Origin of the sequence: Pseudomonas sp. ATCC PTA-122608 (assembly GCF_001952855.1) — a bacterium.
Lineage (GTDB): Bacteria > Pseudomonadota > Gammaproteobacteria > Pseudomonadales > Pseudomonadaceae > Aquipseudomonas.
Window position 1 is genome coordinate 100,024 of sequence record NZ_LPNO01000016.1, and the last position, 20,679, is coordinate 120,702.

At 58.1% G+C, this 20,679-nt stretch carries 4 protein-coding genes; 2 read left to right on the forward strand and 2 right to left on the reverse strand.

Features of this window, described 5'->3' with window-relative positions; genetic code table 11:
• Positions 1-29: 29 nt before the first annotated feature.
• A complete protein-coding gene (locus AU074_RS16430) occupies positions 30-1,388 on the reverse strand; it encodes a TolC family outer membrane protein (RefSeq protein ID WP_076015599.1) in 1,359 nt (452 codons plus the stop codon).
• Positions 1,389-1,726: 338 nt separating this feature from the next.
• Here AU074_RS16430 and AU074_RS16435 point away from each other — a divergent pair, with 338 nt between their 5' ends.
• A complete protein-coding gene (locus tag AU074_RS16435) occupies positions 1,727-18,199 on the forward strand; it encodes a LapA family giant adhesin (RefSeq protein ID WP_076015600.1) in 16,473 nt (5,490 codons plus the stop codon).
• Between the two features lie 149 nt (positions 18,200-18,348).
• A complete protein-coding gene (locus AU074_RS16440) occupies positions 18,349-18,687 on the forward strand; it encodes a tryptophan synthase subunit beta (RefSeq protein ID WP_076015601.1) in 339 nt (112 codons plus the stop codon).
• Positions 18,688-18,729: 42 nt separating this feature from the next.
• Here AU074_RS16440 and lapD read toward each other — a convergent pair whose 3' ends face one another.
• Positions 18,730-20,676, reverse strand: a complete 1,947-nt coding sequence (lapD, locus tag AU074_RS16445; protein WP_076015602.1) for a cyclic di-GMP receptor LapD — start codon at positions 20,674-20,676, stop codon at positions 18,730-18,732.
• Positions 20,677-20,679 lie beyond the last annotated feature (3 nt).

Consider the following 20,679-nt stretch of genomic DNA (forward strand, 5'->3'; position numbering starts at 1 on the left):
GACTAACAGATGGGGCTTGGAGGGGTGACTCAATTCATCCCGGGCAGTTGGACTTTAGGCTTCACGTCGTTTTGCACGACGGAGGCCATTGGCGCGACCACACCCTGGCTTTTGAGCAATTCGCCCATGGTCGCCTTGATTCGGTATTGAGTAAATAACTGAATATTTTTGATCTCTTCCAAACGGCGGGAAGCGGTGAACAGTTCGTTCTCGCTGTCGAGCAAATCGAGCAGGGTACGTTGGCCCAAGCTGAATTGCTGCTGGTAAGAAGTGCGTACTCGGGTGCTGTGATCGACGTATTGCTGGGCGATCGGCACCTGGGCGTTGGCGTTGTTCAGGGCATTCCAGGCCAGGCCCAGTTCTTCGTTCAACTGGCGCAAAGCGTTATTGCGGATATCCAGGGCCTGGTTGGACAGGGCCGATTTGGATTCCAGGTCAGCTTTGTTGCTGCCACCGGAGTAAAGGTTGAAGCGCATGCGCAACATGGCTTCCCAGCCATTGCTGTGGGACGGGTCACCGCTGACGTTGTTGTCGGCATTGGTGCCGAGTTCAGCATCAAAACGCGGGTAAAACGTCGATTTGGCGGCTTGGTACTGCTGTTCGGTTGCAACGATGTCGGATTCAGCCGAGCGCAGGATCGGGCTGTTGTCGAGCATCTGGCGACGCGCTTCGTTCAGATCGGCTGGCAGCATTGCCATGAACGGTGCCGGGCGCTCCAACTGGTCAGGCATCTGGCCCACGGCACTCAGATAGTTAGTCTGGGAGTCGGCCAGGTTGGTCTGCTCGGTGATCAGGTTGTTACGGGCTTGAGCCAGACGGGCTTCAGCCTGGTCCAGGTCAGCACCGTTACCGACGCCGCGCTGGGTGCGCAACTTGATCTGGTCGTAGATGCGCTCGTGGTTGCGCAGGTTCTCTTCAGCCAGCCGTACGAATTCACGACGGGTCAGCACGTCCAGGTAGACCTGGGCAACGGTCAGGCCGGTGCGCTCGGAGGTGCCAAGCAACGAATAAGCACGGGAGTTAACGGTGGCTTGTTGACGCCCTACTTCGCTGGAAGTGGCAAAACCGTCAAAAATCATTTGCTGCAGGCGCAGGCTCGATTCGCCGCGATTGAGCGTGTCCCATTGGTTGTTGCCGCGGCCATTGGTGGCACGAGTGGTGGAGTTGTCCACACCTTCGCGACCGTAGCCGCCGGCCAAATCCACCTTCGGCAGGTAGCCACCTTGGGCGGCTCGCAATTGGTAGTCGGCGGCGATACGGCTATTTACGCCGGCCTGAACTTCAGGATGCACATCGAGCGCTTGCTGCATGGCCTGTGGCAATGTTTGGGCGTGTACAAAACTCGCGGCGAGGACGAACGGCAGTGCCTTAAACAGGTGCAAACGCATTTCAAAAATTCCCCAGGACTTCTTGTCTCAAATCACAGCAGATCGAGTCGCTGTGTCGGAAAATGGCAACCGTAATGACCGTACGTCGGAAAGTTCAAAAGCGGAACTGGTTCACACATGTAGGACGGTTCGCCGCATAAATATCAATGTGACATTAGTGGGGCGATTGTTTAGGATGGCGGCCATAAGGTCAATAGTTTGGCATAAAGTTAATTCCGAAAAATTATAGCCAAATTATTGACGAATCACCTGTCAAAAGTCCAAGCACCTCCAAACTGACGCTAACCAGTGCTCAGGTCTATGGAAGTTACCCGAACGGATCGCCGGAGAAATCTTCAATGAGCAGTGTTGTTGCCATCGTCAAAAGCATTGTTGGCCAAGTTTTCGTCATTTCTCCAGAAGGAGTCAGACGTGTACTTGTCGAAGGCGACCGACTGTTCGCAGGGGATCAGGTAGACACCGGCCTCTCGGGCGCCGTTAGCCTGGAACTGGCCGACGGCCGCACACTGGACCTGGGCCGTGAAACCCAGTGGAGCGCCGACACGCCGGACTCCAGCCTCGACCTGGCCCAAGCCACTGCCCAGGCCGCGCCGTCGGTTGCCGAGCTGCAGCAAGCCATCGCTGCCGGCGCCGACCCGACCACCGACCTGGAAGCTACCGCAGCAGGGCCGACCGCGGCCGGCACGGGCGCAGCGGGTGGCGGCCATAGTTTCGTGGTGCTGGATGCAACGGCGGCCAGCGTCGCGCCGACCATTGGTTTCCCAACAGCCGGCCTGGGTGTGACCACCTCGGCCCTGACCCAGAATACTGGCGGACAGGCGAGCGACGCGGGCGGCCTGGTGCTGCAAGCCTCCACCCTGACCCTGGGCGCGACCCCGACCATCACCGAAGCTGGCGGCGTGCTGACCTACACAGCCACTGTGACGCAGGCGCCCACCAGCGACCTGAACATCACCCTGTCCAATGGCGCGGTGATCACCATCCCGGCCGGCCAATTGACGGGCACCGTGAATGTGCCCCTGGCCCCCAACGACACCCCGTACATCGATGCAAGCCAGATCAGCGTCACCGTCACCGGCACCACCGGTGGCAACAACCTGGTGCTGACCACCGACCCCACGCCGGCGGTGACCCAAATCACCGACACCGTCGACACCACCACTGTCACGCTGACAGCCGGTAATACCGTGACCGAAGGCGGTCAGATTACTTACACCGCTACCCTGACCAACCCAGCGCAGACGCCAGTGACTGTCACCTTGAGCAATGGCTCGGTGATCACCATTGAAGCCGGAAAGTCCACGGGGACGGTTGTCGTCGATACGCCAGCCAATGATGTTTACAACAACGGCTCGACCATCAGCACCACGATTACCGGGGCTACCGGCGGTAACTTCGAGAACCTGGTGCCGGCGACTACGCCAGCGGTTACCACCATTACCGATTCGATCGATACCACTACGGTCACGCTGACGGCCGGTAATACCGTGACCGAAGGCGGTCAGATTACTTATACCGCTACCCTGACCAACCCCGCGCAGACGCCAGTGACTGTCACCTTGAGCAATGGCTCGGTGATTACCATTGAAGCCGGGAAGTCCACCGGGACCGTTGTCGTTGATACGCCAGCCAATGATGTTTACAACAACGGCTCGACCATCAGCACCACGATTACCGGGACTACCGGCGGTAACTTCGAGAACCTGGTGCCGGCAACTACGCCAGCCGTTACCACCATTACCGATTCGATCGATACCACTACGGTCACGCTGACGGCCGGTAATACCGTGACCGAAGGCGGTCAGATCACTTACACCGCTACCCTGACCAACCCCGCGCAGACGCCAGTGACTGTCACCTTGAGCAATGGCTCGGTGATCACCATTGAAGCCGGAAAGTCCACGGGGACGGTTGTCGTCGATACGCCAGCCAATGATGTTTACAACAACGGCTCGACCATCAGCACCACGATTACCGGGACTACCGGCGGTAACTTCGAGAACCTGGTGCCGGCGACTACGCCAGCGGTTACCACCATTACCGATTCGATCGACAACACCACCGTCTCCCTGACGGCGGGCGAAAGCGTGACCGAAGGCGGTCAGATTACTTACACCGCTACCCTGACTAACCCAGCGCAGACACCGGTGACCGTCACTTTGAGCAATGGCTCGGTGATTACCATTGAAGCCGGGAAGTCCACCGGGACGGTTGTCGTCGATACGCCAGCCAATGATGTTTACAACAATGGTTCGACGGTTAGCACCACCATTACCGCGGCTACTGGCGGTAATTTTGAGAACCTGGTGCCGAGCACTACGCCAGCGGTGACAACGATCACCGACTCGGTTGATACCACGACGGTGACGTTGTCGACTAACGACACTGCGATCACTGAAGGCGGTCAGATCACCTACACCGCGACATTGAGCAACGAAGCTCATGCGCCAGTGACCGTGACTCTGTCCAACGGCCAGGTGATCACCATTGATGCCGGTAAAACCACGGGTACCGTGGTTTTCCAAACTCCAGTCAATGACGTCTACAACAACGGCTCCACCGTCAGCACCACGATTACAGCGGCTACTGGCGGCAACTTTGAGAAGTTGGTTCCGGACAATACAAATCCGCCAACCACTATTATTTCGGATTCGATCGATACCACGACGGTGACGCTGTCGACCACCGACACCGCAATCACTGAAGGCGGTCAGATCACCTACACCGCGACCTTGAGCAACGAAGCTCATGCGCCAGTGACCGTGACTCTGTCCAACGGCCAGGTGATCACCATTGATGCCGGTAAAACCACGGGTACCGTGGTTTTCCAAACTCCGGTCAATGACGTCTACAACAACGGTTCGACCGTTAGCACCACGATCACCACCGCCACTGGCGGCAACTTCGAGAAGCTGGTCCCGGATAACACTAATCCGCCGACCACCGTCATTTCGGATTCGATCGACACCACCACCGTAACGCTGTCGACCACTGACACCGCAATCACTGAAGGCGGCCAGATCACCTACACCGCCACGCTTTCGAATGAAGCGCAGGCGCCGGTGACCGTGACTCTGTCCAACGGCCAGGTGATCACCATTGATGCGGGTAAAACCACCGGCACTGTGGTTTTCCAGACTCCGGTCAACGACGTCTACAACAACGGTTCGACCGTTAGTACCACGATCACCACCGCCACTGGCGGCAACTTCGAGAAGCTGGTTCCGGATAACACTAATCCGCCGACCACCGTCATTTCGGATTCGATCGACACCACCACGGTGACGCTGTCGACCACCGATACTGCCATTACCGAAGGCGGCCAGATCACCTACACCGCGACCTTGAGCAACGAAGCTCATGCTCCAGTGACCGTGACTCTGTCCAACGGCCAGGTCATCACCATTGATGCGGGCAAAACCACGGGGACTGTGGTTTTCCAGACCCCGGTTAATGATGTCTACAACAACGGTTCCACCGTTAGCACCACGATCAGCACCGCTACTGGCGGTAATTTCGAGAAGCTGGTCCCGGACAACACCAATCCGCCGACCACAATCATTTCGGATTCGATCGATACCACCACCGTAACGCTGTCGACCACTGACACCGCAATCACTGAAGGCGGCCAGATCACCTACACCGCCACGCTTTCGAATGAAGCGCAGGCGCCGGTGACCGTGACTCTGTCCAACGGCCAGGTGATCACCATTGATGCGGGTAAAACCACGGGCACCGTGGTTTTCCAGACTCCAGTCAACGACGTCTACAACAACGGCTCGACCGTCAGCACGACCATCACCACCGCTACTGGCGGTAATTTCGAGAAGTTGGTACCGGATAACACTAATCCTCCGACCACTGTTATCTCGGACTCGATCGACACCACCACCGTGACGCTGTCGACCACCGATACTGCCATTACCGAAGGCGGCCAGATAACCTACACCGCGACCTTGAGCAACGAAGCTCATGCTCCAGTGACCGTGACTCTGTCCAACGGCCAGGTCATCATCATTGATGCGGGCAAAACCACGGGGACTGTGGTTTTCCAGACCCCGGTTAATGATGTCTACAACAACGGTTCCACCGTTAGCACCACGATCACCACCGCCACTGGCGGCAACTTCGAGAAACTGGTTCCGGACAACACCAATCCGCCGACTACCGTCATTTCGGATTCGATCGACACCACCACCGTGACCTTGTCGACTAATGACACCGCGATCACTGAAGGTGGTCAGATCACGTACACCGCAACGCTTTCGAATGAAGCGCATGCGCCGGTGACCGTGACTCTATCCAACGGCCAGGTCATTACCATCGACGCGGGCAAAACCACGGGCACCGTGGTTTTCCAAACTCCAGTCAACGACGTCTACAACAACGGTTCCACTGTTAGCACCACCATTACGACGGCCACTGGTGGCAACTTCGAGAAACTGGTTCCGGACAATACAAATCCGCCGACCACTGTTATCTCGGATTCGATCGACACCACGACGGTGACGCTGTCGACCACCGATACCGCCATTACCGAAGGCGGTCAGATCACCTACACCGCGACCTTGAGCAACGAGGCTCACGCGCCGGTGACTGTGACTCTGTCCAACGGCCAGGTGATCACCATTGATGCCGGTAAAACTACCGGGACAGTAGTTTTCCAAACACCAGTCAACGACGTTTACAACAACGGCTCGACCGTTAGCACAACCATCACCACCGCCACTGGCGGCAACTTCGAGAAGCTGGTCCCGGACAACACCAATCCGCCGACCTCCGTCATTTCGGACTCGATCGATACCACCACCGTGACCTTGTCGACTAACGACACCGCGATCACTGAAGGTGGTCAGATCACGTACACCGCAACGCTTTCTAATGAAGCGCATGCGCCGGTGACCGTGACCTTGTCCAACGGTCAGGTGATCACCATTGATGCCGGTAAAACCACCGGTACCGTGGTTTTCCAAACGCCGGTCAACGACGTTTACAACAACGGCTCCACCGTTAGCACCACGATCACCACCGCTACCGGTGGCAACTTTGAGAAGTTGGTCCCGGATAACACCAATCCGCCGACTACCGTCATTTCGGATTCGATCGACACCACCACCGTGACGCTGTCGACCACCGATACCGCCATTACCGAAGGCGGACAGATCACCTACACCGCCACGCTTTCGAATGAAGCGCATGCGCCGGTAACCGTGACTCTGTCCAACGGCCAGGTCATTACCATCGACGCGGGCAAAACCACGGGTACCGTGGTTTTCCAAACTCCAGTCAATGACGTCTACAACAACGGTTCCACCGTTAGCACCACCATTACGACGGCTACTGGCGGTAACTTTGAGAAGTTGGTCCCGGATAACACCAATCCGCCGACCACAGTCATTTCGGATTCGATCGACACCACCACCGTGACGCTATCGACCACTGACACCGCAATCACTGAAGGCGGCCAGATCACCTACACCGCCACGCTTTCGAATGAAGCGCATGCTCCGGTCACCGTGACCCTGTCCAACGGCCAGGTCATCACCATCGACGCGGGCAAAACCACGGGCACCGTGGTTTTCCAAACGCCAGTCAACGACGTCTACAACAACGGTTCCACCGTTAGCACCACCATTACGACGGCCACTGGTGGCAACTTCGAGAAGTTGGTCCCGGACAACACCAATCCGCCGACTACCGTCATTTCGGATTCGATCGACACTACGACGGTGACGTTGTCGACTAACGACACTGCGATTACCGAAGGCGGTCAGATCACTTACACCGCAACTTTGAGCGACGAAGCTCATGCTCCAGTGACGGTGACTCTGTCCAACGGACAGGTGATCACTATCGACGCGGGTAAAACCACGGGCACCGTGGTCTTCCAGACACCGGTCAACGATGTTTACAACAACGGCTCGACCGTTAGCACAACCATCACCACCGCTACTGGCGGTAACTTCGAGAAGCTGGTTCCGGACAATACAAATCCGCCGACCACCACGATTACCGACTCGATCGACACCACCACCGTGACCTTGTCGACTAACGACACTGCGATCACTGAAGGTGGCCAGATCACTTACACCGCAACGCTTTCTAATGAAGCGCATGCACCGGTGACCGTGACCCTGTCCAACGGCCAGGTGATCACCATCGATGCCGGTAAAACCACCGGCACTGTGGTATTCCAAACGCCAGTCAATGACGTTTACAACAACGGTTCGACCGTTAGCACCACGATCACCACTGCCACTGGCGGCAACTTCGAGAAGTTGGTCCCGGATAACACAAATCCGCCGACGACCATCATTTCGGATTCGATCGATACCACCACCGTGACGCTGTCGACCACTGACACCGCCATTACCGAAGGCGGTCAGATCACCTACACCGCAACCTTGAGCAACGAAGCTCAAGCGCCGGTGACCGTGACCCTGTCTAACGGCCAAGTTATTACCATTGATGCTGGTAAAACCACGGGTACCGTGGTTTTCCAAACACCGGTTAACGACGTTTACAACAACGGTTCGACCGTTAGTACCACGATCACCACAGCCACTGGCGGCAACTTCGAGAAGTTGGTCCCGGATAACACTAATCCGCCGACCACCGTCATTTCGGATTCGATCGACACCACCACCGTAACGCTGTCGACCACTGACACCGCAATCACTGAAGGCGGCCAGATCACCTACACCGCCACGCTTTCGAATGAAGCGCATGCGCCGGTCACCGTGACCCTGTCGAACGGCCAGGTCATCACCATCGACGCGGGCAAAACCACGGGCACCGTGGTTTTCCAGACTCCGGTCAATGACGTCTACAACAACGGTTCGACCGTTAGCACAACCATTACCACCGCTACTGGCGGCAACTTTGAGAAGTTGGTCCCGGATAACACCAATCCGCCGACCACCACGATTACCGACTCGATCGACACCACCACGGTAACGCTGTCGACCACCGATACCGCGATCACTGAAGGCGGTCAGATCACCTACACCGCGACCTTGAGCAACGAAGCTCACGCGCCGGTGACCGTGACCCTGTCTAACGGCCAGGTGATCACCATTGATGCGGGCAAAACCACGGGCACCGTGGTTTTCCAAACGCCGGTCAATGACGTTTACAACAACGGTTCCACCGTTAGCACCACGATTACAGCGGCTACTGGCGGTAACTTTGAGAAGTTGGTCCCGGATAACACCAATCCGCCGACCACCACGATTACCGACTCGATCGACACCACGACCGTAACGCTGTCGACTAACGACACTGCGATCACTGAAGGCGGTCAGATCACCTATACCGCGACCTTGAGCAACGAAGCGCATGCGCCGGTGACTGTGACTCTGTCCAACGGCCAGGTGATCACTATCGACGCGGGCAAAACCACCGGTACTGTGGTTTTCCAGACTCCGGTCAATGACGTCTACAACAACGGCTCCACCGTTAGCACCACGATCAGCACCGCTACTGGCGGTAATTTCGAGAAGCTGGTCCCGGACAACACCAATCCGCCGACCACAATCATTTCGGATTCGATCGATACCACCACCGTGACGCTGTCGACCACTGACACCGCAATCACTGAAGGCGGCCAGATCACTTACACCGCCACGCTTTCGAATGAAGCGCATGCGCCGGTGACTGTGACTCTGTCTAACGGTCAGGTGATCACCATCGACGCGGGTAAAACTACGGGCACCGTGGTTTTCCAAACGCCAGTCAACGACGTTTACAACAACGGCTCAACCGTTAGCACCACGATTACAGCGGCTACCGGCGGTAACTTCGAGAAGCTGGTGCCGGACAACACCAATCCGCCGACTACCGTCATTTCGGATTCGATCGACACTACGACGGTGACGCTGTCGACCAATGACACGGCGATCACTGAAGGTGGCCAGATCACTTACACCGCGACGCTTTCGAATGAAGCGCATGCGCCGGTGACTGTGACTCTGTCCAACGGCCAGGTGATAACCATTGATGCCGGTAAAACCACCGGTACTGTGGTTTTCCAGACCCCGGTGAACGACGTTTACAACAACGGCTCGACCGTTAGCACCACGATCAGCACCGCTACTGGCGGTAATTTCGAGAAGCTGGTCCCGGACAACACCAATCCGCCGACCACAATCATTTCGGATTCGATCGATACCACCACCGTGACCTTGTCGACTAATGACACCGCGATCACTGAAGGTGGTCAGATCACGTACACCGCGACGCTTTCGAATGAAGCTCATGCGCCAGTGACCGTGACTCTGTCTAACGGCCAGGTGATCACCATCGATGCCGGTAAAACCATTGGCACTGTGGTTTTCCAGACTCCGGTCAACGACGTCTACAACAACGGCTCGACCGTTAGCACCACGATCAGCACCGCTACTGGCGGTAATTTCGAGAAGCTGGTCCCGGACAACACCAATCCGCCGACCACAATCATTTCGGATTCGATCGATACCACCACCGTGACCTTGTCGACTAACGACACTGCGATCACTGAAGGTGGTCAGATCACGTACACCGCCACGCTTTCTAATGAAGCGCATGCGCCGGTGACCGTGACTCTGTCTAACGGCCAGGTGATCACCATCGATGCCGGTAAAACCACTGGCACTGTGGTTTTCCAGACTCCGGTCAACGACGTCTACAACAACGGCTCGACCGTCAGCACGACCATCACTACCGCTACTGGCGGTAATTTCGAGAAGTTGGTCCCGGATAACACCAATCCACCGACTACCGTCATTTCGGATTCGATCGATACCACGACGGTGACGCTGTCGACCACCGATACCGCCATTACCGAAGGCGGTCAGATCACCTACACCGCGACCTTGAGCAACGAGGCTCACGCGCCGGTGACTGTGACTCTGTCCAACGGCCAGGTCATCACCATTGATGCGGGCAAAACCACGGGGACTGTGGTTTTCCAGACCCCGGTTAATGATGTCTACAACAACGGTTCCACCGTTAGCACCACGATCACCACCGCCACTGGCGGCAACTTCGAGAAGCTGGTTCCGGACAACACCAATCCGCCGACCACCGTCATTTCGGATTCGATCGATACCACCACCGTGACGCTGTCGACCACCGATACCGCAATCACCGAAGGCGGACAGATCACCTACACCGCGACGCTTTCGAATGAAGCGCATGCGCCGGTGACCGTGACTCTGTCCAACGGTCAGGTCATCACTATTGATGCCGGCAAAACTACCGGGACAGTAGTTTTCCAAACACCGGTCAATGACGTCTACAACAACGGCTCGACCATTAGCACCACGATTACAGCCGCGACTGGTGGCAATTTCGAGAAGCTGGTCCCGGATAACACTAATCCGCCAACCACCACGATTACCGACTCGATCGACACCACCACCGTGACCTTGTCGACTAACGACACTGCGATCACCGAAGGCAGCCAGATCACCTACACCGCGACCTTGAGCAACGAAGCTCACGCCCCGGTGACTGTGACCCTGTCCAACGGCCAGGTAATCACCATTGATGCCGGCAAAACCACCGGCACTGTGGTTTTCCAGACTCCGGTGAACGACGTCTACAACAACGGTTCCACCGTTAGCACGACCATCACCAATGCTACTGGCGGTAACTTTGAGAAGTTGGTCCCGGATAACACCAATCCACCGACTACCGTCATTTCGGATTCGATCGACACCACGACGGTGACGCTGTCGACCACCGATACCGCCATTACCGAAGGCGGTCAGATCACCTACACCGCGACCTTGAGCAACGAGGCTCACGCGCCGGTGACTGTGACTCTGTCCAACGGCCAGGTGATCACCATTGATGCCGGTAAAACTACCGGGACAGTAGTTTTCCAAACACCAGTCAACGACGTTTACAACAACGGCTCGACCGTCAGCACCACGATCACCACCGCTACTGGCGGTAATTTCGAGAAGCTGGTCCCGGATAACACTAATCCGCCAACCACCATCATTTCGGATTCGATCGACACCACCACCGTGACCTTGTCGACTAACGACACGGCGATCACTGAAGGCGGCCAGATCACTTATACCGCGACCTTGAGCAACGAAGCTCACGCCCCGGTGACCGTGACTCTGTCCAACGGCCAGGTCATCACCATTGATGCTGGCAAAACCACGGGTACCGTGGTTTTCCAGACCCCGGTCAATGACGTCTACAACAACGGTTCCACCGTTAGCACCACGATTACGACGGCTACTGGCGGTAACTTTGAGAAGTTGGTCCCGGATAACACCAATCCGCCGACCACCGTCATTTCGGACTCGATCGATACCACCACCGTGACCTTGTCGACTAACGACACGGCGATCACTGAAGGCGGCCAGATCACTTATACCGCGACCTTGAGCAACGAAGCTCACGCCCCGGTGACCGTGACTCTGTCCAACGGCCAGGTGATCACCATTGATGCTGGCAAAACCACGGGTACCGTGGTTTTCCAGACCCCGGTCAATGACGTCTACAACAACGGTTCCACCGTTAGCACAACGATTACGACGGCTACTGGCGGTAACTTTGAGAAGTTGGTCCCGGATAACACCAATCCGCCGACTACCGTCATTTCGGACTCGATCGATACCACCACGGTAACGCTGTCGACCACTGACACCGCAATCACTGAAGGTGGCCAGATCACCTACACCGCGACTTTGAGCAACGAAGCTCACGCCCCGGTAACCGTGACCCTGTCCAACGGCCAAGTGATCACCATCGACGCCGGTAAAACCACTGGTACGGTGGTCTTCCAAACACCCGCCAATGACGTCTACAACAACGGTTCGACGGTCAGCACCACCATCAGCACCGCTACTGGTGGCAACTTCGAAAAATTGGTCCCGGATAACGGCCATCCAGCCGTCACCACCATTACCGACTCGATCGACACCACGACCGTTAAGTTGAGCACTACTGACACCGCCATTACCGAAGGCGGTCAGATCACTTACACCGCGACGCTTTCTAATGAAGCGCATGCGCCAGTGACCGTGACCCTGTCTAACGGCCAGGTCATCACCATTGATGCAGGCAAAACCACAGGTACTGTGGTTTTCCAGACCCAGGTGAACGACGTTTACAACAACGGCTCGACCGTTAGCACCACGATCACCACCGCTACTGGCGGTAATTTCGAGAAGCTGGTACCGGATAACACTAATCCGCCGACCACCGTCATTTCGGATTCGATCGACACCACGACGGTGACGCTGTCGACCACCGACACCGCGATTACCGAAGGCGGTCAGATCACCTACACCGCGACCTTGAGCAACGAAGCTCATGCGCCGGTAACCGTGACACTGTCCAACGGCCAAGTCATCACCATCGACGCTGGTAAAACCACTGGCACGGTCGTCTTCCAGACACCCGCCAATGACGTTTACAACAACGGTTCGACGGTTAGCACGACCATCAGCACCGCTACTGGCGGCAATTTCGAGAAGTTGGTTCCAGATAACAGCCACCCAGCTGTTACTACCATCACCGATTCGATCGACACCACTACCGTTAAGTTGAGCACTACTGACACCGCCATCACCGAAGGCGGCCAGATCACCTACACCGCGACCTTGAGCAACGTCGCTCACGCCCCGGTAACCGTGACCCTGTCCAACGGTCAGGTGATCACCATTGATTCCGGTAAAACCACCGGCACCGTGGTCTTCCAAACTCCGGCTAACGACGTCTACAACAACGGCTCCACCGTCAGCACGACTATCACTACAGCCACTGGCGGCAACTTCGAGAAACTGGTCCCGGACAACACCAATCCACCGACCACCGTCATTTCGGACTCGATCGACACCACCACCGTGACGCTGTCGACAGCCAACACCGCGATCACTGAAGGCGGCCAGATCACTTACACCGCGACCCTGAGCAACGTCGCTCACGCCCCGGTAACCGTGACCCTGTCCAACGGTCAGGTGATCACCATTGATTCCGGTAAAACCACCGGCACCGTGGTCTTCCAGACTCCGGCTAACGACGTCTACAACAACGGCTCCACCGTCAGCACGACTATCACCACAGCCACTGGCGGCAACTTCGAGAAACTGGTCCCGGACAACACCAATCCGCCGACCACTGTCATCTCGGATTCGATCGACACCACCACCGTTACCCTGTCGACAGCCAACACCGCGATCACTGAAGGTGGCCAGATCACGTACACCGCGACCTTGAGCAACGTCGCTCACGCCCCGGTAACCGTGACCTTGTCCAACGGCCAGGTGATCACTATCGATTCCGGTAAAACCACCGGCACTGTGGTCTTCCAAACTCCGGCTAACGACGTCTACAACAACGGTTCGACGGTCAGCACCACCATCAGCACAGCCACTGGCGGTAACTTCGAGAAACTGGTTCCGGATAACAGCCACCCAGCTGTCACCACAATCACCGACTCGATCGACACCACGACCGTTAAGTTGAGCACCACCGATACAGCGATCACCGAAGGCGGCCAGATCACTTACACCGCAACCTTGAGCAACGTCGCTCACGCCCCGGTAAGCGTGACCTTGTCCAACGGCCAGGTGATCACTATCGATTCCGGTAAAACCACCGGCACCGTGGTCTTCCAGACTCCGGCTAACGACGTCTACAACAACGGCTCCACCGTCAGCACGACTATCACCACAGCCACTGGCGGCAACTTCGAGAAACTGGTCCCGGATAACACCAATCCACCGACCACCGTCATTTCGGACTCGATCGACACCACCACTGTGACGCTGTCGACAGCCAACACCGCGATCACTGAAGGCGGCCAGATCACCTACACCGCGACCTTGAGCAACGTCGCTCACGCCCCGGTGACCGTGACCCTGTCCAACGGCCAGGTGATCACTGTCGATTCCGGCAAAACCACCGGCACTGTGGTCTTCCAGACGCCACCCAACGACGTCTACAACAACGGCTCAACCGTCAGCACCACCATCAGCACGGCCACTGGCGGTAACTTCGAGAAACTGGTTCCGGATAACAGCCATCCGGCTGTCACCACCATTACCGACTCGATCGACACCACCACCATCAGCATCACCGGTGATGCGTCGGTAAATGAGGGCCAGGCAGCCCACTACACCCTCACGCTGAGCAACCCGGCGGCCACTGACGTGACCGTCACGCTGAAATACAGCGGCACGGCCACCGACGGTTCGGACTTCAACGGCGTCTACACCGTGAAGATCCCGGCTGGCGCCAGCAGTGCAACCTTCAACGTGAACACCCTTGACGACAAGCTGACCGAGCCTACCGAAACGCTGGTGATTACCATCGACAAGACTTCCGGTGGCAACTTCGAGAAGCTGGCGATCAGCGGCACCAATGGCAGCATCAGCACCAATATCATCGACAACGACGCCCCGCCGGTCATCGACCTGGACGCCAACAATTCCAGCGGCGCCACCGGTGCGGATTACAAGGTGACGTTCACCGAAGGCACCACCGGGCCAGGTGTGTCGATTGCTGACACCGACATCAAGATCACCGACCCGGACAGCACGATGCTGACCGGCGCCACCGTCACCCTGACCAACGCGCAAGCGGGCGACGTGCTGAACCTGGGCAATAGCGTCAACGGCATCACGATCAACTCCAACAACCAGACGGGCACCATTACCCTGACGCTGTCGGGCAGCGCGACGCTGGCCGATTACATGACGCGGATCCAGAACATCACGTTCTCCAACAGCAGCCATGACCCGAGCACCACACCGCGGATCATTACCGTGACGGTGACCGATGGCGGTAACTACTCCAACGTTGCCACTGCCACCGTCAACGTGGTGGCCGTCAACGACGCGCCGGTCGCTACCGGCAGCGCCGTCACGGGTACCGAGGACACGCCGCTGGCCCTGGCCTGGTCGAACTTCGGCGTGACTGACGTCGACTCGCCACAAGCGAGCCTCGGGGTGAAAATCACCGAGTTGCCGGTTGCCGGTAAATTGCAGTTCCTGGCAGCGGACGGGGTGACCTGGTCCAACGTGACCAGCGGCCAGACCTTTACCAAGGCCCAGATCGACGGCGGCCAATTGCGCTTTATGCCCAATGCCAACGAGTCCGGGACCAATGGTTACGGCGGCACCGGCATCGGCAATAAACAGGCCGACTATGCGCAGTTCAAGTTCCAGCCAACCGATGGCAAGGATCTGGGCACTGCCGCGACGGTGAAAGTCGATATCACCCCAGTAGCGGATGCGCCGAACCTGACGGTGGCAGATAACGCCGTGAATTCCGTGGGCCTGACCAAGCAAAGCTGGAACAGCATTGCGAACCTGGGCACCAACGGCAACGGCGCTGCACCAGCAGACCTGAAAAACGCGATTGATAACGCCGGCACTCCGAACACCAGCACCACCGTGACCACGGTCGTGTCTGAAGCGAACGTTGCGGGGGGCTCTGGCTCCAAGACTTCCGGCCTGATCTACATGGAAGCCGGGAAGAGCTACACCTTCAGCGGCACCGGCGATGACAGCCTGGTGGTCAACGTTGGCGGCAAAGACGTAGCGAGCGCGCTGTGGGGCACCAACAGCGGCAAGTTCAGCGGTTCGATCACCCCGACCGTCAGCGGCTATTACAGCATCGAGATCTACCACGCCAACCAGTCCGGACCTGGCAGCTATAACGTCAACGTGCAAATCGGCAACAGTGCGGTCCAGCCCCTGAACGCCAGCGGCATACCGCTCTATACCGGCGTCAGCGACCTGATCAATGCCGGCGTGACCGTGTCCGACCTGCATGGCAGCAACGGCGACGGTTACTACACCGGCTACAAGCTCAACGAAGGCCTGGAGAATGGCTCGGTGCACCTGTCCAAGGTCACCACCAGCCTGACCGATACTGACGGCTCGGAAAGCCTGAGCGTGAAGATCAGCGGGATCCCGGCAGGCTCGGTACTCACCGATGGTGCCGGGCATACCTATAGCGCCGGCGCGAGCACCGGTGAAGTGAACGTAACGGGCTGGGACTTGAGCACCCTGACCATCAAGCCACCGACCTACTACAGCGGCCAGTTCAACCTGACGGTGACCTCGACCTCGACTGAAAGCCTGGGCGGCTCGGCCGTTACTACCGCGCAGTTGCCGGTGACGATTTACCCGGCGAACTACAATTCGATCACCGCAACGTCGGGCAGCGACAACATCACCGGCACCGATGGCAATGACATCGTGGTCGCGGACATCGGTGGCCTGAACGTGGTGCAAGGCAAGAACTACAACATCGCGTTCATGGTCGACAGCTCCGGCAGCATGAGCACCGACTCGGTCAACGCGGCCAAGGCGTCGCTGACCTCGGTGTTCAGCTCACTGAAAAACAGCCTCGGCGCCAACACATCGGGCACCGTGAATATCTTCGTGGCGGACTTCGATACCCAGGTCAATAAATCGGTGGCGATTAACCTGAACGATCCAAACGCGCTGGCGATACTCAAGGGCGTGCTGGATTCGATGGTCTCAGGTGGCGGCACCAACTATGAAGACGTGTTCAAGGCCACCGCCAACTTCTTCCAGAGCAGCCTGGCGACCGGCAACACCGGCGCGACCAACCTGACTTACTTCATCACTGATGGCCAGCCGACATACTTCCAGAACGGCGAACAGACCAATCCGGTGGTCGCCGACTTCTACAACTACTACACCACCGATGGCCGTCTGGATGACTACATCAACACCAACAACTATCAGTTGGGCAACGCGTTCTCGATCACCGTCGGCAGCAGCAAGCTGCAACTGATCGACAGCGCCGGTCAGGTTCACAAGTGGATGCAGAACTGGAACGGCAGCTGGTACGACAGCGGCGTCATCGGCACCGTGCATGCGCAAGGCGACGGCACCTATGAAGTCTCGTACCTGGACGGCAGCGGTAGCAGCACCAGCTCTGCGACGACCAGCAATTCCGGCAGCGGGTTTGCATTGCTCAGCGGCTTGTCCAGCGTGGAAGCCATTGGTATCAACAGCGGGGTCAGCCTCAACGACCTCAAACCGTACGACTCGGACGGCAAGCCACAGAGCAACATCGATCCGAAGGACTTGGCCAACGCTATCCTGGGTCACACCGAGGCGACCTTGCCGGGCTCTGACACCATCAACGGTGGCGACGGCAATGACATCATCTTCGGTGACCTGGTGAGCTTCGGTGGGGTTACCGGCGAGGGCTACAACGCGCTGCAGGCCTTCGTCGCACAGAAAACCGGGATGGCCGTCACGGCCGTCACCACGTCGAACGTGCATCAGTACGTGACCGAACACTACGCCGACTTTGATGTATCCGGCGCCAAGGACGGGAACGACACGCTGCTGGGCGGCAACGGCGACGACATCCTGTTCGGCCAGGGCGGCAGCGACTACCTCGACGGTGGCAAGGGCAATGACATCCTGCTGGGCGGCACGGGCAACGACACGTTGGTTGGCGGCCAGGGCAACGACATCCTGATTGGTGGTTCCGGCGCTGATTTGTTCGTGTGGAAGTCTGGCGACCTGGGCAACGACGTGATCAAGGACTTCAAGGCTGCGGACGGCGACCGGATTGACCTGCGGGATCTGTTGAAAGGTGAGAGCGACAGCACCATCGACAACTACCTCAAGATCACCACGGTGGAGGGTGTCTCGACGCTGCAAGTCAGTACCGAAGGCAATCTGAATAAAGCCGGCGGTCTGGCGAACGCGGATGTGACCATTAAGCTGGAAGGCAACGACTGGTCTCACACCAGCATCAACTCGCTGATCAGCGGTGCCGACCCGACCATCAAGATCGATCACACCGCCTAAGCCTGCGTTCATCGGCCGCCCAACCGGGCGGCCGATGTACATTAGTAGCTCGTCACTGGCTCTGTGGGACGATTGCACCGCATACTCGCACCCATTACCCACCGTTAGCCTGTGTTGGTGGCTGCGGGCTTCATTGCTGAGGGATTGTTATGTTTTATGTGCAACGTGATGCACACGGCGGGCTGATTCGCGTAGAGGCCGCCGCCTTCGACGAGTCAACGGAGACGCTACCGGCCGATCACCATGAGATTGAGGCGTGGTATGCCAATACGCTCGTGGAAACCAGCCTGAATCAGCTCAAGCAAAGCGACCTGGAGATGATTCGGGTTCTGGATGACTTGATTCAGGTGTTGACCAGCAAGGGGGTGATTCGCGTCACCGACCTGCCGCCGGCGGCCCAAGCCAAACTGTTGGATCGCAACCAGGCGCGGGAAGCACTCGGCGGGCTGAACAGCTTGATCAACGACGAAGAAACCGGGTTGATCTGAGGCCCCAGACGGTAGCCGCTGCCTCAGCAGCGGCTACCCGCATTACTTCCAGGGCGCCGGCTCGCCAAACAACTGCCCCTGCACGCCGAAAACACCCATCTCGCAGATCACCGCCAGCTCACCCTCAGTCTCAACACGCTCAGCGATCAGTGGCAGGTCAATGCTGTGGGCGGCGCGCTGGATCGCTTCGATAAACAGGCGTTTGTCGCTCTCTTGGTCGATGTCGCGAATGTAGCTGCCGTCGATCTTCAGGTAGGCCAGGCCCAGGCGCGCCAGGTTGCCGATCATGCTGAAGCGCCCGCCGAAGCGCTGCAGGCTCAAGGAGAAATTGAGCTCGCGCAGGCGATGGGTCAGTTGCTCAAGCGCCGCTTGTTCCGGCAATTGCTCTTCGCCGATTTCCAGGGTCAACCGTGGGCCGAGATTGGAGTGTTGACGCAACAACTCGAACACTCGATTCAGGGCTTGAGGGTCGGCCAAGGTCGCGGCCGACAGGTTCAGCGCAAGGGATTCGGTGTGGCCGGCCATCTGCTTGAACACCAGCTCCAGCATCATGCGGTCAAGACGCGCCGACCAGCCGAACCGTTCAAGCCATGGCAGGAAACGCCCTGCCGCAATCGTCTGCCCCTGGTCGTCCTGCAGGCGTGACAACACCTTGTAGTGCAGCACCACCTGCGGGTCGTGGCTGGCAACCACCGGCTGGAAATACAGTTGAAAACGTCGCTCGGTCAACGCCTGGTCGAGCAAGGTATGCCAGGCGTGATGGTCATCGCCAACGCTGGCGGGCGCGCTATGGTCCAGGCAGACCCAACTGGTGTCGCCTTGGGTCTCCGCCTGGGCCAAGGCCTGGTCGGCCAGTGTCAGCACGGCTTGCGGTGCGTCGCCATGGTTGAACGGTGCCAGGCCGATGTAAGCGACCGGCGTGACATCGCTGGCACCCGTGGCTTGCAGGCTAAGCAGGACGCTTTCCAGGTTTTGCGCCAGCTGCAAGGCCTCTTCGCGTACCAGCCCCGGCGCCAGCACGGCAAACTCGCCGCCGCGGATCCGGGTGACCAGGTTGTGGGTTTCCGGGTACGGCTCGCACTGACGCAACAGTTGCTCGCCCACCGCCTGCAGCAATTGGTCGGTGCGCTGGCCGCCCAGGCGCTGGTTGAGTCCGGCCAGGTCCTTGACCCGCAGGAGCAGCAAATAACCGGAGTTGGTCTCCTCCGGATTACTCACCCGGGCGTTAAGTTGCATCTCGAAATAACGCCGGTTAGCCAGGCCGGTGAGGGTGTCTTGGTATGACTCGACCCGCAGCCTTTCACTGCGCTCGGCCTGCTCCTGAAACAGCGCCTTGAGTTTCTCCACCATCTGGTTCATCGCCTGCACCACACGACGTAGCTCCGGGGTGCGCGGCAGTTCTGGCAAGCTCAAGAACTCCCGACGGGCAATCGCGTGGGACTGTTTGACCATGTAGTCCAAGGGCTTCAATTGTCGGCGCAGCAACAGGGCTCCCAGCACGGCGCTGACAGCGCCACACAGCAACAGCCAGCCAAGGCTGCCAAGCGCGCTTCGCCAGAGCTTGGCCAGGGCGAACATCGGGTGGCTGACCACCTCGACCCGTGCCGCCTGCTCCCAGCCACGGTTAACCAAGGCGTCGCCGCCCGCCGGCTCCAGGCCGATCAGGTTGACGAACCATTTGGGCACGCCATCGCTGTCGGGGGTACCGTTGCGCTCGACAATAACCTGATCATTTTTCAGGTCCACCACGCGGATGCTGGCGTAGTAACCACTGTCGAAGATTGAGCTGACCAGCAACTCCACCATCGCCGGGTCATCAATATTAGGGGTCAGTGACAGCGCCAACGCGGTGGCGGCGTCCTGCGCGTGGGAACGCAACTGGTTGACATATTGGGTGCGCGAACTTTCCAGGCTCACCATGAAGCTGCCGCTGAAGGCGACCACCAAAAACAGACAGATAGCGATCAAAAGCTGTTTGAACAGAGACATCTG

Bases quoted from the DNA above. Each gene is read 5' to 3' on its own strand.
- AU074_RS16430 (WP_076015599.1), bottom strand. From the start codon at position 1,388: ATGCGTTTGCACCTGTTTAAGGCACTGCCGTTCGTCCTCGCCGCGAGT.
- AU074_RS16440 (WP_076015601.1), top strand. From the start codon at position 18,349: ATGTTTTATGTGCAACGTGATGCACACGGCGGGCTGATTCGCGTAGAG.
- AU074_RS16435 (WP_076015600.1), top strand. From the start codon at position 1,727: ATGAGCAGTGTTGTTGCCATCGTCAAAAGCATTGTTGGCCAAGTTTTC.
- lapD (WP_076015602.1), bottom strand. From the start codon at position 20,676: ATGTCTCTGTTCAAACAGCTTTTGATCGCTATCTGTCTGTTTTTGGTG.